The organism is Streptomyces cylindrosporus, from assembly GCF_022698165.1.
Classification (GTDB): Bacteria; Actinomycetota; Actinomycetes; order Streptomycetales; family Streptomycetaceae; genus Streptomyces; species Streptomyces cylindrosporus.
On the sequence record NZ_JALDAY010000009.1, the window covers coordinates 190,864 to 216,492 of the forward strand.

Sequence of the window (25,629 nt, forward strand, 5' to 3'; positions counted from 1 at the left end):
CGCACGGATGCCCGCGCTCGCGCAACACGAGTAGAACGTGCGGATCGGCCCGAACTCCGAACAAACGGGGGATACCGCATGTCCAGCACTATCGCTCAGGCGGCACGACGGGAACTGACGGACTTCACCGGGGAGTTGATCTCCCCGGAGGACTCCGGCTACGAGCAGGCCCGCGCCGTGTACAACGCGATGATCGACCGGCGTCCCGCCCTCGTCGCGCGCTGCGCCGACGCGGACGCCGTCGCCCGCGTGATCGGCTTCGCCCGCGCCCACGACCTGCCGCTCGCGATCCGCGGCGGCGGCCACCACGGGGCCGGCCTGGGCACCGTCGACGGGGGAGTGGTCGCCGACCTCTCGCCCCTGAAGGAGGTCCGCGTCGACCCGGAGGCCCGCACCGTCCGCGTCGGCGGCGGCTGCGTCTGGGGCGAGGTGGACCGCGCCACCAACACCTACGGCCTCGCCACGCCCAGCGGCATCGTCTCCACCACCGGCGTCGGCGGCATCGCCACCGGCGGCGGGCTCGGCCACCTCACCCGCAAGTGCGGACTGACCATCGACAACATCCTGGAAGCCGACGTCGTCCTCGCCGACGGGAGCCAAGTGCGTGCGAGCGCCGACGAGAACGCCGACCTGTTCTGGGCGCTGCGCGGAGGCGGCGGCAACTTCGGCGTCGTCACCTCGTTCCTGTTCCGGCTGCACAAGATCGACACGGTCGTCGCCGGGCCGACCTTCTGGCCCGTCGACGTCAGCGCCGAAGTCCTCACCGCCTACCGGGACTTCCTCCCGAACGCGCCCCGCGAACTCAACGCCTTCTTCCTGTACGGCACCGTCCCGCCGGCCCCGCCGTTCCCCGAGGAGATCCAACTGCGCAAGACGGCCGGCGTGGTGTGGTGCTACACCGGCGACGACAGCGCGGCCGCCGCACGCGAGATGGCCCCGCTGCTCGACGCACTGCCGGAACCGATGCTGCACGCCGCAGGGCCGATGCCGCACCCGGACCTGCAGTCCATGTTCGACGGGCTCTACCCGCCCGGCCACCAGTGGTACTGGCGCGCCGACTTCGTCGACGAGATCTCCGACGAAGCCGTCCAGCTCCACGCCAAGTTCGGCGCCGAGGTGCCGACCGTCCATTCGACCATGCACCTCTACCCGATCGACGGCGCCGCCCACGACGTGGGCCCCGACGAGACCCCTTGGGGCTACCGGGGCGCCACCTGGTCGACCGTGTACGCGGGCGTCGACCCCGACCCGGCCAACGCCGAGCTGATCAAGCGCTGGGCGGTCGACTACTCCGACGCCCTGCACCCGTACTCGGCGGGCGGCGCCTACGTGAACATGATGATGGACGAGGGACAGGAGCGCGTCCGCGCCAGCTACCGCGGCAACTACGAGCGGCTGGCCCGCATCAAGGCGGACCTCGACCCGGACAACGTGTTCCGCCTCAACCAGAACATCAGGCCGAGCTGACGGACCCGCCTTCGTGAACTGGCGGTGCCCCGGGCGGGGGACGGGGCACCGCCATCTCCCTGCCCGCACACGGATGTTGAGGCGGCTCGCACCACCTGCCTAAGGTGAGCGGCGCTCACATTCGACTGTCGGCAGGAGGGCGCCGAGACATGTCCGACGACCTGTTCTCACCCCTGGAGTTGCGCTCTGGGCAGGTACTGGACAACCGGATCGCCAAGGCCGCCATGGAGGAGGGCCTGGCCGGCCGCGGGCAGCTGCCCGACGAACGGCTCCCGGCGCTCTACCGGCGCTGGGGTCGCGGCGGCGCCGGCCTGCTGATCACCGGCAACGTGATGGTGCACGCCGAGGCGCTGACCGCGCCGGGCGTCGTCGTGCTCGACAGGACCTCACCCCTGGAGCCGTTCGCGCGCTGGGCCGAGGCCGGCAAGGCCGGGGGCGCGGCGGTGTGGATGCAGATCAACCACCCCGGCCGGCAGATGCAGGCGGAGATGCCCGGCGTCGTGTGGGGACCCTCCGCGGTGGGCGTCGAGGCGGGCCGGCACAGCAAGCGGTTCGGGCGGCCGGTCGCGATGACCCAGGAGCAGATCGGCGCCACGGTCGAGCGGTTCGCCACGACGGCGACACGCGCGGAGGAGGCCGGATTCGACGGTGTGGAAGTCCATGCCGCCCACGGCTACCTGCTCTCCCAGTTCCTCTCCCCCCTGGCCAACCGGCGCACGGACCGCTGGGGCGGGCCGCTGGAGAACCGCGCCCGGCTGCTGCTGGACGTCGTGCGGGCGGTACGTGCGGTGGTGTCGCCGACGTTCGCCGTGGCCGTGAAGCTGAACTCCGCCGACTTCCAGCGCGGCGGCTTCGACGCCGACGAGGCACGGCGCGTGATCACCCTGCTCGAACCGCTCGGCGTCGACCTGGTGGAGCTGTCCGGGGGCAGCTTCGAGAGCCCGGTGATGGCCGAGCGCTGGGCCGACGAGCGCACCGAGGCGCGCGAGGCGTACTTCCTGGACCTGGCCACGGAGCTCGTGGAGACCAGCCCCCTCCCGCTGATGCTGACCGGTGGCATCTCCCGGCGGGAGACGGCCGAGCGGGCCCTCGCCGGCGGGGTCGCCCTGGTCGGCCTCGGCACCGCCCTCGCGGCCACGCCCGACCTCCCCGACCGCTGGCGCCAAGGCCGGGAAGCGGACGGCCGGTTGAGGATGGCGACCTGGTCCGACAAGCTCCTCGCCTCGGCGGCCGGCCTGGCCCTGGTCCGCCGCCAGCTGCACCGCCTGGCCCGCGGATCCGAACCGGCCCTGGGCACCCACCCGGCCTACGCGCTCGTCACCGACCAACTGGCCCATGTGCGCGCGTTGAGGCGCTATCGGGCATGGCTGAACGAGCGGAGGGCGGCGGAAGGGGCGCGCTCGGACGCCGCCTAGGGAGCCAGGCCGAGGGCGCGGGAACCGTCGTACGGGAGCCGGCTCAGGAACGCGCGCCCGACCGCACCAGCCACTCATGGGCCCCGCGCGCCGTGAACTCCGCCTGGCCGCCCCGCAGCAGCAGGCCCGCCGTCGCGAACTCCGGAGCGCCTGCCTGCGCGGCGACGTACGGGATCGCGATGCAGCGCATCCCGGCGGCATGCGCGGCGGCGGCGCCGGGTGCCGCGTCCTCCAGCACCACGCAGTCGGCGGGGTCGGCGCCGAGTCGGCGGGCCGCCTCCAGGAAGACGTCCGGCGCGGGCTTGCCGCGTGGGACCTCGTCGGCGGACACGACCGTGCGCAGATACGCGTCGAGACCCGTGCCCGCGAGGATCGCCTCGATGGCCTCCGGCGACGAACCGGACGCCACGGCCATCGGCACACCCTCGGCCGCGAGCAGCTCCACGAACCTCCGCATCTCCGGGTACGCGCGCGTGGCGGTGCGGGCCAGCTCCAGGTAGCGGCGGTTGGTGTCGGCGAGGAGCTCGTCGACGGAGGCGGCCAGGCCGTACTCCTGCTTCCACAGGGCGGCCGTCTCCAGCGTGCTCACGCCGACGAACCGCTCGTGCTCGGCCCAGGTGAAGCCGGGCACCCCGTGCTCGGCCAGGGTCTGGCGGCCCGCCGCGTAGTAGTTCGGCTCACTGTCCACGAGCGTTCCGTCGAGATCGAAGATGACCGAGATGCTGCCGAGCCTGTTCATGTCCCCAGCATGGCAAAGGTCATTTCCGGGCCGCGCGGCCGATCGACTCGACCAGGGGCAGCAGCCGCTGCGGCACCCGCTCGCGCAGGGCCACCTCGGTGCGGGTGCGGACCACCCCGGGCAGGCTGATCAGCTTCTGGATCACGTCCTCCAGGTGGGCGTTGTCCCGCGCCACCACCCGGGTCAGCAGATCCCCGCCGCCCGTGATCGAGAACGCCTCGACAATCTCCGGTACGGCGGCCAGCGCGTCCCCCACCTCGTCCAGATGGCCCTGGGTGACCTCGATGTGCACGAACGCGAGCACCGGGTGGCCGAGCGCGGCCGGAGAGAGCGTCGGACCCGTGCCGGTGATCACGCCGTCCCGCTCAAGGCGGTCCAGACGGGCCTGCAGGGTGCCGCGGGCGACGCCGAGGATCCGGGCGTACTCGCGCACGCTGGTGCGGGGCTGTTCCAGCAGCAGTCGCAGGATGCGGGTGTCGAGCTCGTCGACGGCCATGGTGCGCGGCCTCCTCGTACATGGTCCGTTGGTCCGGTCATGGCCGACCGCAGACCGATATGTCTGTGCCAATGGTCCAGCATATTCGGTGTCGCTTGAGCCGGTGTCGCCCTTGATGCTGCAATGTGAGTGTCGATGGCGCTGCGGATCCCGCGGCGCCTTTTTCGTGCCGGTGTCCAAGGGGGCGGGTAGCAGTGCTGAAGAGGGTGTTCGTGGCTCCGGACCCGGGGCGACTGCGGTTGCGCTTCGCCGCCCGGGCGGTCCTCGGCATCGGGCTCGCGGTCGCCGTCTGCGCACTGGCCGGGCTGTCCCTCGTCGGCGCCGTCACCGGCGGGCTGGCCGCGCTGCTCGCGCTGTTCACCGTCACGGACGCCACGGTCCGCGGGCAGGCCGTCACCACCGCCCTGCTGCCCGCCGTCGGCCTCCCGGTCCTGGCCGTCGCGGCCGGGCTGCACGACCACCCGGTCGCCCGCGACCTGGCCTTCCTCGCGATCACCGGCGCGGGCGTGTACGCGCGCCGCTGGGGACCGCGCGGCCACAGCCTCGGCGTGTTCGCGTTCATGACCTTCTTCGTCGCGCAGTTCCTGCACGCCACGACCGAGCGGCTGCCCGAGCTGTACGCCGCCGTGATCCTCTCCCTGCTCACCGCGGCGGCCGTCCGCTTCGGCGCCTGGTGCTACGAGGCCCACCTCCCGCCCGCCGCCGTACCCGCCCCGCCGACGGGTCGCGGGCTGGCCCGCGTGACCACCCGCCAGGCCGTCCAGGCGACCGCCGGCGCCGGATTCGCCCTCGTCGTGGGCCAGCTGGTCTCCGGCCACCGCTGGTACTGGGCCGTCGGCGCCACCTGGTGGATCTTCGTCAACACCGCCTCGCGCGGCGAGACCCTGGTCCGCGGCTTCCGCCGGGTGCTCGGCACGGTGATCGGGATCGGCCTCGGCCTGCTCGTCGCCGTCCCGGTCGACGGCGCGGGGCTGCCCACCGCCGTACTCCTCGCCGCCTGCGTCTTCGGGATCTTCTACACGGCCGCCGTCTCGTACACCTGGATGATGCTGTGCGTGACCCTGCTCGCCGAGCTCCTCTACGGGCTGCTGGGTGTGCTCACCCCCGGCCTGCTCGCCCTGCGCCTGGCGGAGACCGGCGTCGGCGCGCTCGGCGCGGCCCTCGCCGTGCTCTTCGTCCTGCCGGTCACCACGCACACCACCACTGACGCCTGGATCCAGCGCGCCCTGCGCTGTGTGCACGCGTGCACGGCGGAGGCGGCGGCCAGGCTCGCCGGTGCCGCGGACGCCGACCCGGCGGCGCGAGTCGCCGAGCTGGAGCAACTCCTGGGCCGCGTACGGCTCTCCGTCGCACCCCTCGTCCACCCGCTCAACCCCATGCTCGGCCGCAAGCGCCGGGCCCGCCGGGTGCTGGCCCTGCTCGACGACTGCGCCCGCGAGATCCGCGGCCTGGTCGCCGTCGCTGCCGACCCGGAGGCCTCGCACGACGCCCGCCTCGCCGCGGCCTGTTGGCGTGTAGAGGCGGCGGTGGAGGCGCTGACGGGCGACGGCCCTGACGAGCCGGCCGCCGTAACCGCCGAACCGCCCGCGACAGCCCCGGCCCTGGCGCACCTGCACGGCCTGGAACGGGCCCTGGCGGAACTGGCCACGCCGCTGCGAACGCCTTCGGGCTCGCCGTTGGTGGGCGCCTGAGGCCGGTGGGGGTGAATTCACCGCTCCTGGTCTAGACCTCAGATGATCGACTGCTACCGTCACCCCGGACGGCACTGATCGAGAGGGGACAGCGGTGACGGACGACGGGGAGCGGCGACGGCGGGCCTTCATCGGGTCGTTCACGGCGGCCGGCGGACCCGGCATCGTGACGGCGGCGGTGGCCGGCGGCAGCGGTGCGCTGACCGTCCTGAGCAGCGTGGACGGCGTACCCGACCCGTCGTACCTGGCGCTCGCGCCGGACGGCGGCACCCTCTACGCGGTGAGCGAGACGGCCGAGGGCGCGGTGGCCGCCTACCGGGCCACGGGGGAGCGGCTGGAGCGGGCCGGGGCGTCCGTGCCGGTCGGCGGCCAGGAGCCCACCCACCTCAGCCTCTTCGCCGGTCACGTCCTGACCGCCAACTACGGCTCCGGAAGCGTCAGCGCCGTCCCCGTCCGCCCCGACGGCGGCCTCGCGAACGCCGCCTCCGCGGTGCTGCGGCACACCGGCTCGGGCCCGCACACGCCCCGCCAGCAGGGCCCGCACGCCCACCAGGTGCAGCCGGACCCGAGCGGGCGGTGGGCGGTCAGCGTCGACCTCGGCACGGACTCGGTGCGCGTGTGCACCCTGACCGACGGCGGGCTCGCCGTGCACCGGGAGACCGCCCTGCGCCCCGGCTCCGGACCCCGCCACCTGGCCTTCCACCCGGACGGCACACGCGCGTACATTGTCAACGAACTCACCCCGACCGTCACCGTCTGCCGCTGGGACGCCGACAGCGGCACCCTCAGGCCGCTCGCCGAGACCCAGGTGCTGCCCGGCGCCCCGGCCGGCGACGCCTACCCCTCGGGCATCGTCGCCTCGCCCGACGGCCGCTTCGTGTGGACCGCCACCCGCGGCGAGGACGTACTGTCCACCTTCGCCGTCGAGGGCGAGGAACTCCACCTTCTCGGCACCGTCCCCTGCGGCGGCCACTGGCCCCGGGCGATCGCCGAGTCCGACGGCTTCCTGTACGTCGCCAACGAGCGCTCCGGCGAGGTCACCTGGTTCGCCGTCGACCCGGTCACGGGCCTGCCGCGCTACGAGGGCGTGATCGAGGTCCCGGCGGCCTCCTGCATCGTCTTCGACTGACCTGCGGCGCGTACGCCGAAGGGCCCGGCTCCGGAGTTCGTCGGAGCGGGCCCTTCGGCGGTGCTACGGCTGTGCCGCGTGCGTCAGCGGACCGGCGCGCCCTGCGGCTGCTGCGGGGCGATGCCCAGCGCCGTCGTGTACTTGGCGAGGGCGAGCTTGCCGATCGCCGGGTAGGGGCCGAGCGCCTCGGCGGCGGAGCAGCCCGCCTCCTTGGCCGCCTCCTCGACCAGGCCCGGGTCGATCTCCGGCCCTATCAGGTACGGCGCCAGCGCCAGCTGCTGCGAGCCCGAGGAGCGCAGCTGCTCGGCCACGGACGCGATCGAGCCGTCCTGGTCCAGGGCCGCCGCCATCACCGGCACGGCCAGCCGCGCGGCGAGCAGCATGCCGGTGATCCCGGCCGCCTGCACCGCCTCGTCGCCACCCACGGAGGCCAGGATGATGCCGTCCGCGGCGGTCGCCACGGTGAACAGCCGGGCACGGTCGGCGCGGGCCAGACCGGCCTCCGACAGCCGCACGTGCAGCGCCTCGGCGAGCAGCGGGTGCGGGCCCAGCACATCGGTCAGGTCGGCCGCGACCCGGCTCTCCATGACCGCCTGGCGGATACGGCGCAGCAGCGCGCTGTCGGGGCCGGCGAGCAGCGGAACGACGACCGCGACGGGGCCGTCCGGCTCCTTGACGTCGAGGCCGGCGGCCTTGGCCTGCTCGAAGCGGGCCGTGCGCTCCTCGGCGGCGTGGGCGAGCACGGCTTGGAGCGTGGGGAACTCCGCGTCGTCCCCGTCCAGGTACCCGATGCGCGCGTCGAGGCCGGGGAGCTCGGAGCGGGCGATGCTCACGACCTCCTCGGCGAGGCTGCGCGTGGCGGCGGCGGGAGTGCCCGGCACCGCGAGGACGAGCGCGGGCGCGCCCTCGGGAGCCGCCAGGGGCTCGGGTCGGCGGTGCCGCCCGGGCTGGCGAGGTCGCGGCATTCGTACTGGCAGGCCGGACGCGGGCCCAGTGGGGGAGCTCATGGCAGCGCATGTTACTGGCTTCCTGGGCTCCCCTGTTCGGGGAGGGTGCAGGTGAGCGGTATCCGTCCGCTTTTGTCTGATGAGTTACGTACAGATCGGAAGTGATCGCAGGGAAGGCATCAGTCCCCCTTTGGGGTCACCACGGACAGCATCACCGCGTCACCCGGCAGGGTGAGCGTGCCCGCGGCGAGGTCCGCCGCGATCCGCAGCGCACCGGCGAGCGGATCCCCCGCGGCCGGCACCCGCCGGGCATGGGGCAGCACTCTCGCCAACTCCGCCTCCAGCGGTACGAGGAGAGGCTCGCCCATCCTGAACAGGCCGCCGGTGAAGGCGACCTGGGGCTCGCCCTCCGTGGGGCACACCGCGGCGGCGGACTCGGCCATGTGCCGGGCCGCCTCGCGCAGGATGCCCGCGGCGACCGGATCGTCCTCGGCGCAGGCGGCGACCCGGGGCGCGAAGGAGGCGAGGACGGCGGGCCGGTCCGGGCGCGGGTACAGGCGGCCGGGCAGCCCGGCCATGGGGCCGAACTCCTCCTCGGCGCGGGCCAGCAGGGCGGCCGAACCGCCGGGCCGTCCGTCGAAGGCGCGCAGCGCGGCCTCCAGCCCGGCCCGCCCGATCCACGCGCCGCCTCCGCAGTCGCCGAGCAGATGACCCCAGCCGTCGGCACGACGCCACCGGGTGAGATCGGTGCCGACGGCGATGAGCCCGGTGCCGGCGGCGACCACGGCACCGGGGTGCGCGCCGAGCGCGCCGGTGTACGCGGTGACGGCGTCGGCGGCGAGAGCCACCGCCGGGACCCCGAACTCCCGTCTCAGGGCGCCCGGAAGCTCGGCACGCAGGACGTCCCCCAGCGTGGCCAGCCCGGCGGCCCCGACGGCCGCCGCCCGCAACTCCGTCACCCCGCTCTCGGCCAGCAACACCCGCACCATGGGCACCAGTTGCTCCATCAGATGCCCGGCGTCGATGCCCCGGGCCCCGGTCCGCACCGGCTCCGACGAATCACGCCGGGCCAGCGTGGCACGGCGATCGGTGGCGACGACCACACGCATCCCGGAACCACCGGAATCGACGGCGAGGACTCCCGGCACACCGGCGCCGCGCCCACCGGGAACCCCGTGCGCACCGGACCCGCCTGCCCCACCCACGCCCCGTCCTCCGGCGCCCTCACCGACGCCCGGTCCACCGGCGCCCGGCCTGCCCGGCCCGCCCGCGCTCGGTGCTCCGGCCGCCCCGCCGGCGCCCGGTCCGCTCCTGCTCGGCCCGCCCGGTCCGCCTGCCCCGCCCGTGCTCCGTTCTCCGGCTGATTCGCCGGCGCCCGGCCCGCCCGCGCTCGGTCCTCCGGCCGCCCCGCCGGCGCCCGGTCCACCCTGCCCACCTGCGCCCGGTCCGTCGGCCGCGGTGCCCGCCGGTTGCCCGGGTGCACCCGGGCCGGCACCTCCGGGCGCGCCCCCGGTGGGCCCGCTCGGCGGTCCGTCTGTCACGGCAGGCTCCAGTCCACCGGCTGGCCGCCCTGGCCGATCAGGAGGTCGTTGGCGCGGCTGAAGGGGCGGGAGCCGAAGAAGCCGCGGTCGGCCGACATGGGGGAGGGATGGGCCGACTCCACCGACGGGAGGTTGCCGAGGAGCGGGCGCGCGTTGCGGGCGTCGCGGCCCCACAGGATGGACACCAGGGGCTTGCCGCGGGCGGCCAGCGCGCGTATCGCCTGTTCGGTGACCGCCTCCCAGCCCTTGTCCCGGTGGGCGCCCGGCTTGCGTGGAGCCGTCGTGAGCGCCCTGTTGAGCAACAGCACGCCCTGCCGCGTCCAGGGCGTGAGGTCGCCGTTGGACGGCGGGGGCAGGCCCAGGTCGGAGCTCAGCTCCCGGTAGATGTTGACGAGGCTGCCGGGCAGCGGCCGTACGTCCGGCGCCACCGAGAACGACAGCCCCACCGCATGTCCCGGTGTCGGATACGGGTCCTGGCCGACGATCAGGACCCGTACGTCGTCGAAGGGCTGCTGAAAGGCCCTCAGGACATTCGGTCCGGCCGGGAGATAAGTGCGCCCCGCGGCGATCTCCGCGCGCAGGAAGTCCCCCATCTCGGCGATCCGTCCGGCTACGGGTTCCAGGGCCTCGGCCCAGCCCGCCTCGACGATTTCATGCAACGGTCGTGGTGCCACGGCGTCACCCTACTGCCGTACAGGCAGCGGAGATCAACCGGTGGCCAAGGCCGCCCGCTCCCCCCGTCGCGCTCATCCCACCACCGCGGCCCGCACGCACAGCACGTCCGGCAGATGCGACGCCAACTGCTGCCAGCTGTCGCCGTCGTCGGCCGAGGCGAACACCTCGCCGTTGCGGTTGCCGAAGTACACGCCCGCCGGGTCGGCGTCGTCCGTGCACATCGCGTCGCGCAGCACCGTGCCGTAGTGGTCCTCGGAGGGCAGGCCCGCCGACAGGGGCTCCCAGCTCTTGCCCGCGTCCGCCGTGCGGAAGACCCGGCAGCGGTGGTCCGCGGGCACCCGGTCCGCGTCGGCGTTGATCGGGAACAGGTACGCCGTTTCGCCGCGGTGAGGGTGCGTGGCCGCCGCGAAGCCGAAGGTGGACGGCAGGCCTTCGCCGATGTCGGTCCAGTGCGCGCCCGCGTCGTCACTTCTGTACACGCCCCAGTGGTTCTGCAGATACAGCCGGTCGGGGGTCGCGGCGTCCTGGACGACCTTGTGCACGCACTGCCCGAACTCCGGGTTCGGATCCGGCAGGAACACCGCGGAGACACCGGAGTTGGAGGGCGCCCAGCTCGCGCCGCCGTCCGTGGTCCTGAACACCCCGGCCGTCGAGACGGCGACCGTCACGGCCTGCGGGTCGCGCTTGTCGGTGACCACGGTGTGCAGCCCCTCACCGCCGCCACCCGGCACCCACTTGGAGCGGGTGGGGTGCTCCCACAGCGGGCGGACCAACTCGAAGGTCTCCCCGCGGTCCTCCGAGCGGTACAGCGCGGCCGGTTCCGTGCCCGCGTACACCACGTCCGGTTCCGCGGCCGCCGGGTGCAGCTGCCACACCCGCTCCAGCGAAGCGCCCGTGTCCTTGGGGAACTTGACGGCCGGCTGTTGCGGTTCGGTCCACGTCCGGCCCAGGTCGTCGGAGTGGAACACGGACGGGCCCCAGTGGGAACTGTCGCCCCCGGCCAGCAGCCGCGGCCGGTCGCCGCGGGTGTCGATGGCCACCGAGTACATGGCCTGCGCGTTGAAGTACGGGCTCTCGTCGAACTCCCAGCCGCCCCCGCGCCGACGCCCGATGAACAGGCCTTTGCGCGTGCCCACGGCGAGCAGTACCTCGGTCATGCCGATCACCTCCGCGGTGTTTCTCATGGCTCTGTCCCAGCCATCGGCCAGTCTGCACCCCACCACTGACAGTCACCTCCTCAGTGGACGTCTTCGCAGGTCAGAGCCGAGGCGTCGGCTTGACGGGGCGGTGCGCCCGGCAGTTTTGCGGAGTCGCCTGCGCGGACGGGGGTACTCGTGCGAACGTCGAGTCCGGGGACTGGCCTGAGCATCCGGGGACCTTCGCCCGTATGGGATGGAGGTCGGGGATGGTCCTGTGCTCATGAGGAGGATGCCGTAGATGGCGTTCCGTGGTCCGAAGGTGTGGCTGTGGCGCTGGCGGCGCAACCCGCTCAAACGTCGCGCCGACGCGGTGGAGGCCTGGGTGGTGCTGGGTGCCTGGGTGGTCACCGTCCTCGCGGGGGTGCTGGCCGGCCTGGCCGCCACCCAGTCCGTCGAGCACGGGCTGGCCCGCGAGCGCGTCGAATGGCGCCGCGTCGAGGCACGGCTCACCGAGAAGGCTCCCGGAACGGCCTCCAAGCAGTCCGCAACCTCCAGCGGTGACCGGGTGTGGGGCAAGGTCCGCTGGATCGCCCCGAACGGCTCCAGCCACACCGGCCAGGTCCGCGTCCACCCCGGCAGCGCGGCAGGCACCGCCGTCTCGGTCTGGACGGATCCGCAGGGCCGCCTGGTGACCCGGCCGGCCACCGTCTCCCAGGCCCACCTTCGGGCCTCGCTGATCGGCTGCCTGGTCGGCGTGAGCGCCGCGGCCGTGCCTTTCGTCGGCGGCCGTGTGCTGTGCGGGCGCATGGAGCGCCGCCGCATCGACCAGTGGGACACGGAGTGGGCCCGCTTCGACCCGCTGTGGGGCCGCAAGACGGGGTGACGGCGGGGGAGGCCTGGTGGGCTTCCGGCATCGATGTCGGGGCCTTCCGGCGCGGCCCTGTTCGTGTCGGGGCCTTCCGGCCTAACCGTTGCCCACCACCTCCCGGCACGCGCGCAGCAGCTCCTCGTCGTGCAGGACGTCGTGGCTGCCGTGTCCGCCGGTCGGGGCCTGATGGCGGCGTGGAGCGGCGAGTTCGGCGCGCAGGAGGTCGTGCAGGGGTGTGCCCGAGGCGCCCAGGGCCGCGAGGCTCGCGGTGATCGGGCGGCGGGTGTGCGGGTTGGCCGTCCAGGCGGCCCGCAGTATCGGGGCGGCCAGGTCGGCGTCCCCGTCGATCCGCCACACGGCACCCGCGGCCGACGCCCGCTCCCACAGGTCGTCCGAGTCTGCCATGCGGCGCAGTCGGGGCAGCGCGGGCCGGGCCGCCGCACCCATGCGCGCCAGCGTGTCGGCGGCCTCCCGTCGGCGGTGGCGACGCTCGCTCGTCAACTCCCGTATCAGCACGGGCAGTACGACGTCCGTGTCGTCCTCCAGCGACCACAGCGCCCCCGCGGCTGTCACGGCGAGCCCGGTGTCCAGCAGGCCTCGCAGCACCGGAACCGCCGTGCGTTCCCCGAAGGCCGTGAGAGCCCGCACCGCCGACTCAACGACCGACTCCCGCAACCGGACCCCGTCCGGTATGCCCTGAGCCAGCCGCAGCACCTCCGGCGCCGACTCCGCGTCCTTGAGCGCCGTGAGTGCCGCCAGCAGGGGCGTGGCCCGCTCGAAGAGCTCGGGGGAGTCGAGGGGGACGCCAGCGAGCCTTTCGCGCAGCGCCGGCGCGAGCGGGGCCGCGGCCGGTCCCAGGTGGACGATCACCTGGCCCAGGTCGTCCGGGACGACCGGCCCGGCGAGCACCGCCGCCAGCTCCGGCACCGCCCGCGGATCGCCGGTCCTGGCCAGCGCCTTGAGCGGGCCGCCCAGCGTCGGCGCCCCGCGCTCCCACTGCCGTACCCACAGGTCGGGACGGGAGAGCACGAGGGCGTGGAGGGCGTCCGCGGCCGGGGCGGCCAGGTCGAACAGGTCGCCCAGGACGGAGGCCGCGGCATCGCGCAACCGGTCCTCCTCCGCGGACAGTTGGGCGCCGATCAGCGCCACGGGCTCGCGGTAGTCGGCCCGCCACTCGCGCAGCAGCCCCGCCGACATCCACACGGCGTTGCACCGGTCGGTCGCGGACGGGCTGGTCAACTGGCCCGTCAGCAGGGCGATCCGGTCGGCCACCCGGTCGCCGAGCGCGCTGTGCAGGGTCCGCAGCAGCTGGGAGCCCTCCTCGTCCGAGGGCCGCAGCCGCCGCAGCCGACCGACGAGCGTGTCGGTGTCGGGGCGCGCGGACCGCCCCGGCCGGCACGGCCGCGTCTCGGACCGGTCGCGCAACAGCCGTACGACGGTGGGCACCAGGTCGGCCGGCAGCCGGTCGGGCGCACAGCCCGCGAGCTGGCCGAGCGCGGCCAGGCGAAGCCCGGGGCCGAACGGCGGCGCGCTCTGCGCCGTCAGGAGGTCCACCGCCCCGGCGGCCCGCCCGGGATGGCGGCGGACGAAGATCCCGAGGCCCTCGGCCAGGGCGAGCAGCACCCGGTCGTCCCGCTCCACGGTGATCCGCTCCCGCAACAGGCCCAGCACCCGCTCCGGCCGGTCGACGAACCGCACGACCGCTCCCGCCGCCGCCCGGCGCACCCCGGCGTCCGGATCCCCGGCCAGCCGGACGAACGCCTCGGCACCGGCCCGCACCGCGGCGCCCGCCCGCGCACAGATGTCGTCGTCCCGGCCCTCGCCCTCCTGCCCGATGCTGACCAGCAGTTCGACCACCCCGCCCCGGTCGGCCACCGCGGCGGACTCCGCCAGCACGAACAGGAACGGGATGCAGGCCAGCGTCGAGTCGTACACGTCTCCCTGGTGGTGCACCGCGCCGTACATCCCGTCGAGCGCGACCTCCCGCTCGGCCGGGTCCGCGGAGGCGAGCCCCCGCAGCAGTCCGGGCACGTCCTTCGCGCTGCCGTACGCATGCCGCAGCGAAGCCCAGTCGACCTCGTCGATCCCCGTCAACACGTGTCCTCCCGAGGCGAAGTGCCAACTGATCGTGAGTCTGCACCACGCCACTGACAACGAAGCGGAATCGGGAGGTGACTCTGCGCCAATCGCCGAAGAAGCCCTAATCTCCGCCGGGCAGCGCGCGGGTCAGGATCGCGTCGACGCCGGCGGAGTCCGGCAGCGTGCCGAAGGCGTGCCCCCAGTCCCCGCCGAGCCGGGTCGCGCAGAACGCGTCGGCGACGGCGGGCGGGGCGTGCCGGACCAGCAGAGAAGCCTGCAGGGTGAGGGCCATGTGCTCCACCAGGCGTCGGGCACCGGCCTCGGAACCGGACGTCAGCAGGCCCTCCAGCCGCACGATCGCGGCGTCCAGCCGGGCGTCCGCGCCCCGCGCCAGGGCGAGTTCGTCGAACAGGGCCTGTGCGGTACCGGGCTCGCGCCTGAGCGCCCGCAGCACGTCGAGGGCGTTGACGTTCCCCGAGCCCTCCCAGATCGACAGCAGCGGGGCCTCGCGGTAGTGCCGGGGCATGCCCGACTCCTCGACGTACCCGTTGCCGCCAAGGCACTCCAGGGCCTCCGCGGCGAAGGCGGGCCCCCGCTTGGTCACCCAGTACTTGCCGAAGGCGGTCGCGATCCGCCGGAACGCGGCCTCACCGGCGTCCCCGCGCACCGCACGGTCCGCGGCGCCCGCCAGCCGCAGCGTGAGCGTGGTGGCGGCCTCGGACTCCAGCGCGAGGTCGGCCAGGACGTTGCGCATCAGCGGCTGGTCGACCAGCCGCGCCCCGAACGCGCTGCGATGACGTACGTGGTGCCCCGCCTCGACGAGCGTCTTGCGCATCAGGGTCGCCGACATCATCACGCAGTCCAGCCGCGTGCAGTTGACCATCTCGATGATCGTCTTGACGCCCCGCCCCTCGGGCCCGACCAGCCAGGCCACGGTCCCGTCGAACTCCGGCTCCGAGGAGGCGTTGGACCGGTTGCCCAGCTTGTCCTTGAGCCGCTGGATGCGGAAGGTGTTGCGGGTCCCGTCGGGCAGGATCCGCGGCACCAGGAAGCACGACAGCCCTCCTTTGTCCCTGTGCGGGGCCGCCTGCGCCAGCACCAGGAACACGTCGCACATCGGCGCCGAGGTGAACCACTTGTGCCCGCGCAGCTGGTAGACGCCGGGCTCGGAGGTCGGCCACGCCGTGGTGGTGTTCGTACGGACGTCGGAGCCGCCCTGCTTCTCGGTCATCCCCATGCCGGCGAGCAGACCCCGCTTCTCGGCCGGCACCCGCAGCCCGGGGTCGTACTCCCGGCTGGTCAGCAGAGGCTCGTACACCTTCGCGAGGTCGGGCTGCGCACGCAGCGCGGGGACCGCCGCGTACGTCATCGACGTGGGACAGCCGTGCCCCGCCTCGGTGTGCCCCCACACCAACCCGCCCGCGGTACGCGCCACATGGGCGCCCGGCCGGTCCTCCGCCCAGGGCGTCGCCGCCAGCCCCGCCGCCACCGCGGCCCGCATCAGGTGGTGCCAGCTGGGGTGGAAGTCGACCTCGTCGACGCGGTTGCCGTACCGGTCGTGGGTCCGCAGCACCGGCTCGTGGGCGTTGGCCAGCTCGGCCCACTCCTGCGCCTCGGCACTGCCCGCCCGCAGCCCGAGCCGCCGGATGTCCTCCTCCGCCCACTCGGCGCCCTCCCGGCGCAGCCCCTCCATCAGGGCGGTGTCCTCGGAGGCGTCGTAGGGCGTCAGCGGAGGCGGCTGGTTGGTGACGGAGTGCGTGGCGTACTGCTGCGGCTGCGCGGGCGCGGGTGTCGTGGCCATAGCGCCATGTTGCACCCTTCCTGCGGCTGTAGCAATGATGCAACAAGAAGACGCCCGTACAGTACGTGACCATGCCGATGAACGTGTCAGTGCAGCCCGGAGAGGTCGACCTGCGGCCGCTGTCCGCGCGGTCGGTCGTGCTGAGCCTGCTGCTGGGCGTGCACCCGCCGGAGCTCCCGGTGAAGGACCTGGTGCGCGCGGTGGAGCCCTTCGGTGTCGGCGGCTCCACGCTGCGTGCGGCGCTCAGCCGCATGGTCGCCGCCGGTGACCTGCGGCGCACGGACGCCGTCTACCGGCTCAGCGACCGGCTGCTGGCCCGCCAGCGCCGCCAGGACGACGCCGTGGAGGCCCGCACGCGCGCGTGGGACGGCGACTGGGAGATGGTCGTCATCACGGCGACGGGCCGCGGCCCCGCCGAACGCGCCGACCTCCGCGCCCGGCTGACCGCCCTGCGGCTCGCCGAACTGCGCGAGGGCGTCTGGCTGCGCCCCGCCAACCTCCTGCGCCCCCTCCCGGACGACCTGGCCCCGGTTTCCCAGGCCTACACCGCCCGCCCCGGCCTCTCCGCGCCCGAACTCGCCGCCTCCCTGTGGCCGTTGGACGCGTGGGCGGAAGGCGCCCGCTCCCTGCTGGCCCACATCGCCGCGGCCGACCTCCCCGCCGACCGCCTCACCGCCTTCGCGGCCGTCGTACGGCACCTGCTGGCCGATCCCGTCCTGCCCCCGGAACTCCTCCCCGCCGACTGGCCGGGCACGGCGCTGCGGGCCGAGTACGCCGAGTACCAGCGGGAGATCGCCGGCTCCATCGGGGCGTGAGGCCGGGCGGGACGCGACGGCGGCCGTACGAAGCGCCGTGCGGGGGCGCTTCGTACGGCCTGGTTCACCGTGGGGGGCCTACTTGTAGGTGATGTCGGACGACGAGTACTTGCAGTACGTGCCGTCGGCGTCCGAGCCGTTCTTGGGCGGCTCCGCGCCCGTGTTGTTCCCGATGTACTTCTGGCAGGGCACGATCTTCTTGCCGCTGTCCCCGACGATGGTGATGTTCTTCAGAGTCGCGCTGTCGCCGTAGTTGGTGTTGATGCCGACGAGCGCGCTGCCCTTGTAGGTCGCCTCGATGGTGTTGAGGTTGATGGTCCGCTTGTACTGCGTGCTGCAGTTGCCGCAGGAGCGGACCAGCTTGCCGAAGTTCTGCACCGCGAAGCCGGAGACGTTCAGGGTGCCGGCGCCGTTGAACTGGAACACCTTGTCGCTGGCTTCCTTCGCGCCACCGCCGGAGACGGTGTAGACGTTGGACGACGAGGAGCCCCGGAAGGTCGCCGCGTCCTCGCCGACGTCCTCCCACCACACGTTCTGCAGCGTGCAGCTGCCCTCGCAGTGGATGCCGTCGGCGGCGGGCGCCCCGATGATGACGTTCTTGAGGACCGCGCCGGGGGCCAGGTCCAGGATCGGGTCCTGGTCCTCGTTCTGGCCGCCGGTGCCGAGGTCGCCGCTGCCGTAGAGGCGCTTCATCCCGTAGTCCTTGGTGCCGGAGACCGAGATGGTGGCGGTGACGGCCTGGCTGCCGTTCGCGGTGGGCCAGGTGGCGGCGCTCGCCGGGGACGCTCCTTCTGTCATGATCATGACAGAAGTGAGTCCGAGTGCGGCCAGGCCTCCGGCCAGTGCGCGCGCACGCGTGCGTGCTGGTGAAGTCATGTCCCGATGCCTTCTTCCGGTGGGGGGTGTCAGAGCTTGCCGGTGCCGGCGCCGGCGGTCACCGAGGCGACCACGGACGAGGCGGGCTCGGCGGTGTAGCCGTAGGGCGGGCTGGTGAAGGTGCCCACCTGCGAGATCTCGGTGGCGGCTCCACCGAGGTCGTTTCCGGACAGGTTGGCGTAGCCGTCCACGTCGCTATCGCGGTTGGTCGTGACGGCGACCTCGGTGTCGCGGAACACGTTGTTCTCGACGAACATCTGCGCGCCCATGCGCGAGTGCACGGCCGTCTCGGCGCCGACGACGTAGTTGTCGTAGAAGTGCCCGGTGCCGAACCGCAGGCTGGGGATGCGGGAGTTGACGTTGTCGAACCAGTTGTGGTGGTACGTCACCCGCAGATGCCCGGTGTCCTCGCTCGCGTTGTTGTCGCTGTGTCCGACAAGGGAGCCCTTGTAGTGGTCCTTGAAGACGTTCCAGGACACCGTGACGTAGTCCGAGGCATGCGTGATGTCGACCAGGCCGTCGTAGTAGTCCTTGTCGTGGTCGCGGTCGGACGACAGGGTGTTGTGGTCGAGCCAGACCTTCGTCGACTTCTGCACCGTGATGGCGTCCGTGCCGACCGCCTTGCTGATGTTGAGATTGCGGACGATCACATTGGTCGCGTTCTTCAGCCGCAGCCCGCCGCCGGTGAACCCGGACGACGAACCGACGCCCAGGACGGTCGTGTTGGAGCCGATGTCCACCTGGCCGCTCAGCGAGATCAGACCGCTCACCTTGACGACCTTGGCGGTGCTGCCGGTGACCGCCGTCTTGAAGGCCGCGAGCGTCGAGACGGTGGTCGCCGAGGCGCTGCCGCCGCCGGTCGTCCCGGCGCCGAACCCGACCGGCGAGGAGTCGGCCGCGCCGGCGGACCCGGGAAGGGCGAGGACGGTCGCCGTCGCCAGTGCCGCCGCGACGGCCGCCACCGTCGCGGTTCTTTGCGTGTGTGTACGTGGGGGGCGAGTACGCATGCGGGTGCGTCCCTTCGGGAGGTCTTGCATGGTCATGTACGTGAACGACGTACGCCAGATTGAACTCCGCGCGCGAGCACGGTGACCGATCGGGCCCTGTCGGTCACGGTGCTGAACGGAACGTAGAGGGTAAGCGCTTTCTGGTCAACGCTTTGCGCAGAACGCTTTTCGTCCGTCCAGGTGTGCGGCAAGGGCTGTCCGAATCCATGCGGGGCGGTGGTGTGGGAGCGCTTCCATGACGGTCGTGTCCATGCCACCATGCGGGCTGGACGCTTCCCTTTTCCGGGAGATTCCCGAGAGATTCCGGACGACTTCCGAAAGGGGCGAGCCGTCCGAGCAAGCCGACAACCCCGCCGAGAAAGGGGCAAGGACGTGTCCACCCGCACCCGTACGACCCCGAGGAGACCGCTGCGCACGGTGCTCCTGGCACTGGTCGGCGCACTGGTGCCGCTGCTCGCCGCGGTCACCCTCACCGCACCCCCGGCCGCCGCCGCGCGCGCCGCCGTCCCCACCGCGACCCTCACCGAGGTCACGGACTTCGGCACCAATCCCAGCAACCTCCAGATGTACCTCTACGTACCGGACAGCGTCACCGCGCACCCCGCGGTCGTCGTGGCCGTGCACTACTGCACCGGCTCCGGGCCGGCCATGTACAACGGCACCGAGTGGGCCCAACTCGCCGACACCTACGGCTTCGTGGTGATCTACCCGTCGGTCACCCGGGCCAGCAAGTGCTTCGACGTCTCCTCGCCGCAGGCCCTCAAGCGCGGCGGCGGCAGCGACCCGGTCGGCATCAAGTCGATGATCGACTGGGTGACCCGCACGTACGGCGCGGACACCGCGAGGATCTACGCCACCGGGATCTCGTCCGGCGCGATGATGACCAACGTCCTGCTCGGCGACTACCCGGACGTCTTCGCGGCCGGCGCCGCCTTCTCCGGCGTCCCCTTCGGCTGCTTCGCCACCAGCGACGGCTCCGAGTGGAACAGCGCCTGCGCGAACGGGACGATCACCCACACCCCGAAGGAGTGGGGCGACCTGGTGCGCGGCGCCTACCCCGGCTATACCGGCCCGCGTCCCCGGATGCAGCTGTGGCACGGCACGGAGGACGCGACGCTGCGCTACCCGAACTTCGGCGAGGAGATCAAGCAGTGGACCGACGTCCTCGGCGTCGGCCAGACCCCGGCCGCCACCGACTCGCCCGCCTCCGGCTGGACCCGCACACGGTACGGGTCCACCGGTGAGCGTGCTCCCGTCGAGGCCATCAGCCTCCAGGGCGTCGGCCACAACCTCTACACCTACGGCATGGCCTCCCGCGCGCTCACCTTCTTCGGCCTCGACAGCTCCGGCCCCGCACCCCAGCCGCAGCCCGGCGCCTGCAGGGTGACCGTCACCACCAACGCCTGGAACACCGGCCTGACCGCCTCCGTGACCATCACCAACACCGGCACGACCACGGTCAACGGCTGGCAGCTCGGCTTCACGCTCCCGGCGGGCCAGGCCATCACCAACGGCTGGGGCGCGAGCTACGCGCCGGCCTCCGGGGCGGTGACGGCCACGAACGCCTCGTACGACGCGACGATCGCCCCGAACGCGAGCGTCAGCATCGGCTACCAGGCGAACCACACCGGCAACAGCGCGGCTCCGGCCGCCTTCACGCTCAACGGGACGGCCTGCACCACGAGTTGACGTCCACCGGCGGCGCGTCGGCCTCCCTCGTCGCGCCGCCCCCGTATTGCCCTCCTCCTGCCCGGATGACGAAGCGCGGAACGGGAACCCGGCGATTCCGGCAAGCGATGTCATACGGAACGAGGACAGTCATGGCTCGGCAGGAGGAACGGCCGTCGTCGACCACCTTTCCGGGGCCGCTGCGGAACGCGGCCTCGGCGTTGCACAGGGTGCCCGGCGCGGGAATGGTGAGCAGGGTCGCCGAGGGCGCCCTGGACAAGGTCGGAGCGGTGTCCCCGCGGGGCCGGCGACTCGCGGTGTACGCGGGGGCGGGCGTCCTGGGCGTCGCAGGCATCGTCGAGTGGCCGGTCGCCGTCACCGGCGCGGCGGTGGCATGGCTGACCCAGCCGCGGCCCGAGCACCCGCAGGAGCTGGAGGGCGGGATCCCGGCCGGCGCGGGAATGGGCACGCCCGTCGGCGCGGACCCGACGACCACCGTCGCGGTGCCGCCGACCATCGGCGGCGAACCCCCGACGGTGGGCGGAGAGCCCACGCCGCACGGCTCGGAGCCGGTTGCACCCGGCGGGGCTTCGGAGGACCGCGACGGGGACTCGGCACCCCACGGATCGGCGCCGATGACCGACGGCGGGGAGACGGCCGCTGCCGGAGGAGAACCGGCGGCCCACGGCGGGGGGTCCGGGGACCACGGCTCAGGACCCGCAGCCGTCGGCGCGGAGCCGCTGACCTCCGGAGGAGACGCGTCCGGCCCCGGTGAGGCGGCTGTGCCTCCTGGACCCGCCGCGCCGGAACCCGGGGCTCCCGGGCCGGACGAGGATGCCGCGCAGCGGGGCGGGTCGTCGGCCGAACCTACCGGCGACTGAGGGCGTGATGGTGCTGGGAATGCTGGCGCGGCCCGCCGCCGCGGCGATCGGTCTGGTGGCGGCCGGGCCCCGGCTGCTCGTGCGCGGGGCCGTGCCCGCGGTGGGTGCGGCCGCCGGGGCGGCGGCCGGTACCGCACGGGCCGGGGTGCGTGGCGCCGACGGAGCGGTACAGCTCGTACGGACCGTCGGCCGTGCCCTGCCGAGCGGTACTGGCCCGTGGCGGTCCGGTACGCGGATGCATCTGGCGCTGCGCTCCGCGGAACCGGACCCGGCGTCGGCGGACGGCGGACGGGAGCACCGGGTGCGGCGTCTGGCCCGGGCGCTGGCCGAGCGGCCGGACGTGGCGTACGCCTACTGGGACGGCGGGCTGCAAAGGCTCGTGGTCGCCGCCGTGGACGAGACCGTGAGCGACCGGGTCGTGGAGGCGGCGACCGAACTCGCCGCCCGGCACGGGCTCACCGGCGCGGACGACGACGTGGAGGACTTCGCGCACCCCGCCGACCCGGCCGGCGTACGCGCGGCCACCCTGGCGCTCGCCGCCGACGGCGCCGGGATCGGACTGGCGGTGGCCGGATACCTGCTGCGCCTGCCGCCCTCGCCCCGGCAGGTGACCGCGCTGGTGACGCTGCTGCGGGAGAACCCCACCGTCCGGGCCTGGCTGCGGGCCCGGCTCGGACACACCCGCATGGACCTGCTGCTGGCGGCCGTGAACGCCGCCGCCCACGGCGTCGGCCGGACCCCGACCGCCCTGGCGCTGGACGGCACGCTGCGTGCCGTCCAGCTCGCCGAGACGGTGGCCCGCGTCAACGCCTTCGACACCTTGCACGACGAGATCTGCACCCCCGAACGCGCGGGCGTGCCCGCCGACCACTGCCCGCGCCCGCCCCTGCGCACCTCCCCGGCGCAGGAGTACGCCGGCCACGCCTCGGCCGGCAGCCTGCTCGGCGCCGCCGCCACCCTGCTGGTCAAGCGTGACGGGAACGAGGCGGCCGAAGCGGTCCTCGCGGGCTCCCCCAAGGCCGCGCGCTACGGCCCCGCCGTCTTCCACGCCGTACTGAGCACCAAGCTGTCCCAGGCCGGCGTCCTCGTCCGCGACTCGGAACGCCTGCGAGAACTGGAGATGGTCGGCACGGTCGTCCTGCACCCCAGCGCCCTGCGGGTCCCCGGCGCGGAGGCGGACGCCTGGGCCGAGCCCGTGCTGGACGCGGCACGGCGCGCGGGACTGGGCGTCGTCCTGGTGGACGACCCCGAGCTGTCCGACATCACGGGCCTCGCCGACCGCGTGGTGCCCGCCGACCGGCCCCTGGGCGAGGTGGTGCGCGAGTTGCGCGACGAAGGCGGCACCGTCGTCACGGTCGCCCGGCCCCGGTCGGCCGACGACACGGACGTCCTCGCCGGACTGCTCGGCGGAGACGTGGCCCTCGCCCTCGCCGACCACGACGGCGCCCTCGTGTGGGGCGCGGACATCCTGGCCCTGCACGGCCTGGCCGACGTATGGCGGCTGCTCACCGCGATCCCCGCCGCCCGCGCGGTCGGCCGCAGGTCACAGGTGCTGGCCCGGTCCGGCGCGGCACTGTCGGGGCTGCTCGTGGCCGTCGGCGAGGCGCGCGGGCCCAGCCGGACCCCGTGGCCGGGGCTGCGGCACACACCCGTCGACGCGAGCGCGGCGACGGCCCTGTTCTCTGGAGCCCGGGCGGCCTGGCAGGTGGCGGCGGCCCCCGCCCCGCATCCGCGCCCCCGCGTGGCCTGGCACGAGCTGGAACCCGAGGACGTCCGCACCAGGCTGGAACGCACGGCGGACGAAACACCCTCCCAGCCGCGGGAACAGGAGACGGGCGATGCGGACCCGGCCGACGGGCATCCCCTGCTCGCGCCCGTGCGCTGGACCCTGCAGCTCGCCCGGGCCATGCGCGAAGAGCTGGACGACCCCCTCACCCCGGTCCTGGCGGTCGGCTCGGCCGCCGAGGCGATCCTCGGCTCCGCCATGGACGCCCTGCTGGTCGTCGGCGCGCTCGACCTGAACGCGCTGGTCGGCGGGATCCAGCGGCTGCGGGCCGAGCAGGCGCTGGCCAAGCTGCTCGCGGGGCAGAAGCAGAAGGCCCGCGTGGCGCCCGCCGACGAGGACGCGTCCGACGCCCCGCGCACTGTGGACGCCGCCGAACTGCGGCCCGGCGACGTGATCGAGCTCCAGGCGGACGACGTGGTGCCCGCCGACGCCCGGCTGCTGTGGCAGGAGGGCCTGGAGGTCGACGAGTCCGCGCTGACCGGGGAGTCCCTTCCGGTCGAGAAGCAGACCGACGCCACCCCGGAGGCCACGGTCGCCGAACGCAGCTGCATGGCCTTCGAGGGCACCACGGTCGTCGCCGGACAGGCCAAGGCCGTCGTCGTCGACACCGGCGACCGCACCGAGGCCGCCCGCGCCGTCCACCTCGCCGCCCGGACGCCCCCGGCCGCCGGGGTGCAGGCGCGACTGCAGGAACTGACGCGCCGGGCACTGCCGTTGACCATGGCGGGCGGCGCCGCGGTGACCGGCCTGGCGCTGCTGCGGGGGACCCCGATCCGGCAGGCGGTCAGCGGGGGAGTGGCGGTCGCCGTGGCGGCCGTACCCGAAGGACTGCCGCTGGTGGCCACCGTGGCGCAGATGGCGGCGGCCCGGCGGCTGAGCGGGCGCGGTGTCCTGGTGCGCACCCCGCGCACCCTGGAGGCGCTGGGCCGCATGGACACCATCTGCTTCGACAAGACCGGCACCCTCACCGAGAACCGGCTGCGCCTGACGCGGGTCTGCGACGCCGACGGCACCGTCCACACGACGGACGACCCGGCCGGCGCGCACACGCTGCGGGCCGCGGCACGCGCCTGCCCGCAGCTCAACGGCGGCTCGGACCGGCCCGTGCACGCCACCGACGAGGCCGTGCTGGAGGCGGCCCGCCCCGACCCCGACTGGACACAGCTCGAAGGGCTGCCCTTCGAGGCGGGTCGCGGCTACGCCGCCGCCGTCGGCCGGGACGGGGACGGCACCCGCGTCCTGGTGACCAAGGGCGCGCCGGAGACCGTCCTGCCCACCTGCGCCGACCTGCCCTCCGCCGCCTCCGACACGGCCCACGAACTCGCCCGCGACGGACTGCGGGTCCTGGCCGTCGCGCAACGGCGCCTGAGCGACGAGGAGAAGGAGACCGACGTACTCGAACAGCCGCTGAAGGAGCTGGAGTTCACAGGACTCCTCGCGCTCTCGGACGCACCGCGCGAGACCTCCCCGGCCCTGGTGCGCGGGCTGAGCGAGGCGGGCGTACGGCCGGTCATGCTCACCGGCGACCACCCGCAGACGGCCCGGGCGATCGCCGCCGAGCTCGGCTGGCCCGCCGACACGGCCGTGGTCACCGGCGACGAACTGACCGCCGCCGACCGCACGGCCCGCGCCCGGATGCTGGCCGACGTGGGTGTCGTGGCCCGGGTCGCGCCCGAGCAGAAGCTGCAGGTCATCGAGGCGTTGCGGGAGGCCGGGCGGGTGGTCGCCATGGTCGGCGACGGCGCCAACGACGCGGCCGCGATCCGCGCGGCCGACATCGGCGTGGGCATCAGCGCGCGCGGCTCCGCGGCCGCCCGCAACGCCGCCGACCTCGTGCTGACCGAGGACGACCTGTCGGTGCTGATCGAGGCCGTCCGTGAGGGCCGGGCGCTGTGGCACAGCGTCGCCGACGCCATCGCCATCCTGATCGGCGGCAACGCGGGCGAGGTGGGCTTCGGCATCCTCGGCACGCTGCTGTCCGGCGCCGCGCCGTTGTCCACCCGCCAGATGCTGCTGGTCAACCTGTTCACCGACCTCTTCCCGGCGATGGCGGTGGCGGTGACGCCGGACGAGGAAGAGGCACGCGCGGCCGCCGGAACACCCGAGGACACCGCTGACGTCCTCGGCGAGCGCCTCGTCACCCAGATCCGGCACCGCGCCCTGACGACCAGCCTGGGAGCCGTCACCGCCTGGCTGCTGGGCCGGTTCACCCCGGGCACCGCCCGCCGCTCCGGCACCATGGCGCTGTGCGGGGTGGTCGGCACCCAGCTCGCCCAGACCCTGCTCGACCGGCGCGACAGCCCCCTCGTACAGGTCACGTCGATCGGCTCGGCAGCCGTCCTCTTCGGCCTGGTCCAGACACCGGGCGTCAGCCGCCTGTTCGGCTGCACCCCGCTGGGCCCGGTCGCCTGGGCCGGTGTCGCCGTGGCGATCGCCCTCGCCGTGGCGGGCCAGCGGACGCTGCCCCGACTGGAGGAGACGGTCCAACACCTGGCCGACGCCCGTCACGAAAAGGAATCCCGGGCTCGCACATTTGGGCAAGTTGCAGAATAGCTGCCGATATTTGGGACATCGCGATGCGCCTGTAACGCGACGACAGGCGCATTGCG

General features: G+C 73.9%; 19 protein-coding genes. 9 read left to right on the top strand and 10 right to left on the bottom strand.

Annotation, left to right across the window (positions count from 1 at the left end; genetic code table 11):
* Window positions 1-78 precede the first annotated feature (78 nt).
* Window positions 79-1,467, top strand: coding sequence for an FAD-binding oxidoreductase (locus MQP27_RS29285; protein WP_242768958.1), 1,389 nt, complete (start codon window positions 79-81; stop codon window positions 1,465-1,467).
* Window positions 1,468-1,616: 149 nt separating this feature from the next.
* Entirely contained in the window at window positions 1,617-2,882 is a 1,266-nt protein-coding gene (locus tag MQP27_RS29290) for an NADH:flavin oxidoreductase/NADH oxidase family protein (protein ID WP_242768959.1), read from the top strand.
* A 43-nt stretch (window positions 2,883-2,925) separates the two neighbouring features.
* On the opposite strand, the gene MQP27_RS29295 is transcribed toward MQP27_RS29290, so the two are convergent.
* Both MQP27_RS29295 and MQP27_RS29300 read right to left on the bottom strand, forming a co-directional pair.
* Complete coding sequence (locus MQP27_RS29295; RefSeq protein WP_242768960.1) at window positions 2,926-3,621, bottom strand: HAD family hydrolase; 696 nt, start codon at window positions 3,619-3,621, stop codon at window positions 2,926-2,928.
* A gap of 19 nt (window positions 3,622-3,640) precedes the next feature.
* Window positions 3,641-4,117, bottom strand: coding sequence for an Lrp/AsnC family transcriptional regulator (locus tag MQP27_RS29300; protein ID WP_242768961.1), 477 nt, complete (start codon window positions 4,115-4,117; stop codon window positions 3,641-3,643).
* 194 nt (window positions 4,118-4,311) lie between these two features.
* Between MQP27_RS29300 and MQP27_RS29305 the strand changes: the two genes are divergently transcribed.
* Together MQP27_RS29305 and MQP27_RS29310 are read left to right on the top strand one after the other, a co-directional pair.
* The gene (locus tag MQP27_RS29305) at window positions 4,312-5,808 is read left to right on the top strand and encodes an FUSC family protein (protein WP_242768962.1); all 1,497 of its coding nucleotides are present in this window, start codon (window positions 4,312-4,314) and stop codon (window positions 5,806-5,808) included.
* Window positions 5,809-5,902: 94 nt separating this feature from the next.
* Window positions 5,903-6,937 (top strand): lactonase family protein, encoded by a 1,035-nt coding sequence (locus MQP27_RS29310; RefSeq protein ID WP_242768963.1) that lies wholly within the window; start codon window positions 5,903-5,905, stop codon window positions 6,935-6,937.
* A gap of 83 nt (window positions 6,938-7,020) precedes the next feature.
* Here MQP27_RS29310 and MQP27_RS29315 read toward each other — a convergent pair whose 3' ends face one another.
* The 4 genes from MQP27_RS29315 to MQP27_RS29330 form a co-directional block, all read right to left on the bottom strand.
* The gene (locus MQP27_RS29315; RefSeq protein ID WP_242768964.1) at window positions 7,021-7,944 is read right to left on the bottom strand and encodes a sirohydrochlorin chelatase; all 924 of its coding nucleotides are present in this window, start codon (window positions 7,942-7,944) and stop codon (window positions 7,021-7,023) included.
* Window positions 7,945-8,063: 119 nt separating this feature from the next.
* A complete protein-coding gene (locus MQP27_RS29320; protein ID WP_308290017.1) occupies window positions 8,064-9,032 on the bottom strand; it encodes an N-acetylglucosamine kinase in 969 nt (322 codons plus the stop codon).
* A gap of 389 nt (window positions 9,033-9,421) precedes the next feature.
* Window positions 9,422-10,099 (bottom strand): uracil-DNA glycosylase, encoded by a 678-nt coding sequence (locus MQP27_RS29325; protein WP_242768966.1) that lies wholly within the window; start codon window positions 10,097-10,099, stop codon window positions 9,422-9,424.
* Window positions 10,100-10,171: 72 nt separating this feature from the next.
* Window positions 10,172-11,323, bottom strand: coding sequence for a WD40/YVTN/BNR-like repeat-containing protein (locus MQP27_RS29330; RefSeq protein ID WP_372511339.1), 1,152 nt, complete (start codon window positions 11,321-11,323; stop codon window positions 10,172-10,174).
* A gap of 214 nt (window positions 11,324-11,537) precedes the next feature.
* Between MQP27_RS29330 and MQP27_RS29335 the strand changes: the two genes are divergently transcribed.
* Complete coding sequence (locus tag MQP27_RS29335) at window positions 11,538-12,122, top strand: Rv1733c family protein (RefSeq protein ID WP_242768968.1); 585 nt, start codon at window positions 11,538-11,540, stop codon at window positions 12,120-12,122.
* Between the two features lie 81 nt (window positions 12,123-12,203).
* Here the strand turns inward: MQP27_RS29335 and MQP27_RS29340 are convergent, their stop codons facing one another.
* The gene (locus tag MQP27_RS29340) at window positions 12,204-14,204 is read right to left on the bottom strand and encodes a HEAT repeat domain-containing protein (RefSeq protein WP_242768969.1); all 2,001 of its coding nucleotides are present in this window, start codon (window positions 14,202-14,204) and stop codon (window positions 12,204-12,206) included.
* A gap of 103 nt (window positions 14,205-14,307) precedes the next feature.
* The gene (locus tag MQP27_RS29345) at window positions 14,308-15,987 is read right to left on the bottom strand and encodes an acyl-CoA dehydrogenase family protein (protein WP_242768970.1); all 1,680 of its coding nucleotides are present in this window, start codon (window positions 15,985-15,987) and stop codon (window positions 14,308-14,310) included.
* Window positions 15,988-16,058: 71 nt separating this feature from the next.
* Here MQP27_RS29345 and MQP27_RS29350 point away from each other — a divergent pair, with 71 nt between their 5' ends.
* The gene (locus MQP27_RS29350) at window positions 16,059-16,802 is read left to right on the top strand and encodes a PaaX family transcriptional regulator C-terminal domain-containing protein (protein WP_242768971.1); all 744 of its coding nucleotides are present in this window, start codon (window positions 16,059-16,061) and stop codon (window positions 16,800-16,802) included.
* Window positions 16,803-16,880: 78 nt separating this feature from the next.
* Here the strand turns inward: MQP27_RS29350 and MQP27_RS29355 are convergent, their stop codons facing one another.
* Window positions 16,881-17,678 carry a pectate lyase gene (locus MQP27_RS29355; RefSeq protein WP_242768972.1) on the bottom strand — a complete coding sequence of 266 codons (798 nt, stop codon included), beginning with the start codon at window positions 17,676-17,678 and terminating at the stop codon, window positions 16,881-16,883.
* A gap of 29 nt (window positions 17,679-17,707) precedes the next feature.
* Complete coding sequence (locus tag MQP27_RS29360; RefSeq protein WP_242768973.1) at window positions 17,708-18,685, bottom strand: pectate lyase family protein; 978 nt, start codon at window positions 18,683-18,685, stop codon at window positions 17,708-17,710.
* 372 nt (window positions 18,686-19,057) lie between these two features.
* On the opposite strand from MQP27_RS29360, the gene MQP27_RS29365 reads away from it, so the two are divergent.
* From MQP27_RS29365 to MQP27_RS29375, 3 genes are all read left to right on the top strand, one after another.
* Complete coding sequence (locus MQP27_RS29365; RefSeq protein WP_372511341.1) at window positions 19,058-20,374, top strand: extracellular catalytic domain type 1 short-chain-length polyhydroxyalkanoate depolymerase; 1,317 nt, start codon at window positions 19,058-19,060, stop codon at window positions 20,372-20,374.
* 131 nt (window positions 20,375-20,505) lie between these two features.
* The gene (locus MQP27_RS51740) at window positions 20,506-21,234 is read left to right on the top strand and encodes a hypothetical protein (protein WP_372511342.1); all 729 of its coding nucleotides are present in this window, start codon (window positions 20,506-20,508) and stop codon (window positions 21,232-21,234) included.
* A 7-nt stretch (window positions 21,235-21,241) separates the two neighbouring features.
* On the top strand, window positions 21,242-25,573 hold the full coding sequence (locus MQP27_RS29375) for a cation-translocating P-type ATPase (protein ID WP_242768974.1): 4,332 nt from the start codon (window positions 21,242-21,244) through the stop codon (window positions 25,571-25,573).
* Window positions 25,574-25,629: the final 56 nt, after the last annotated feature.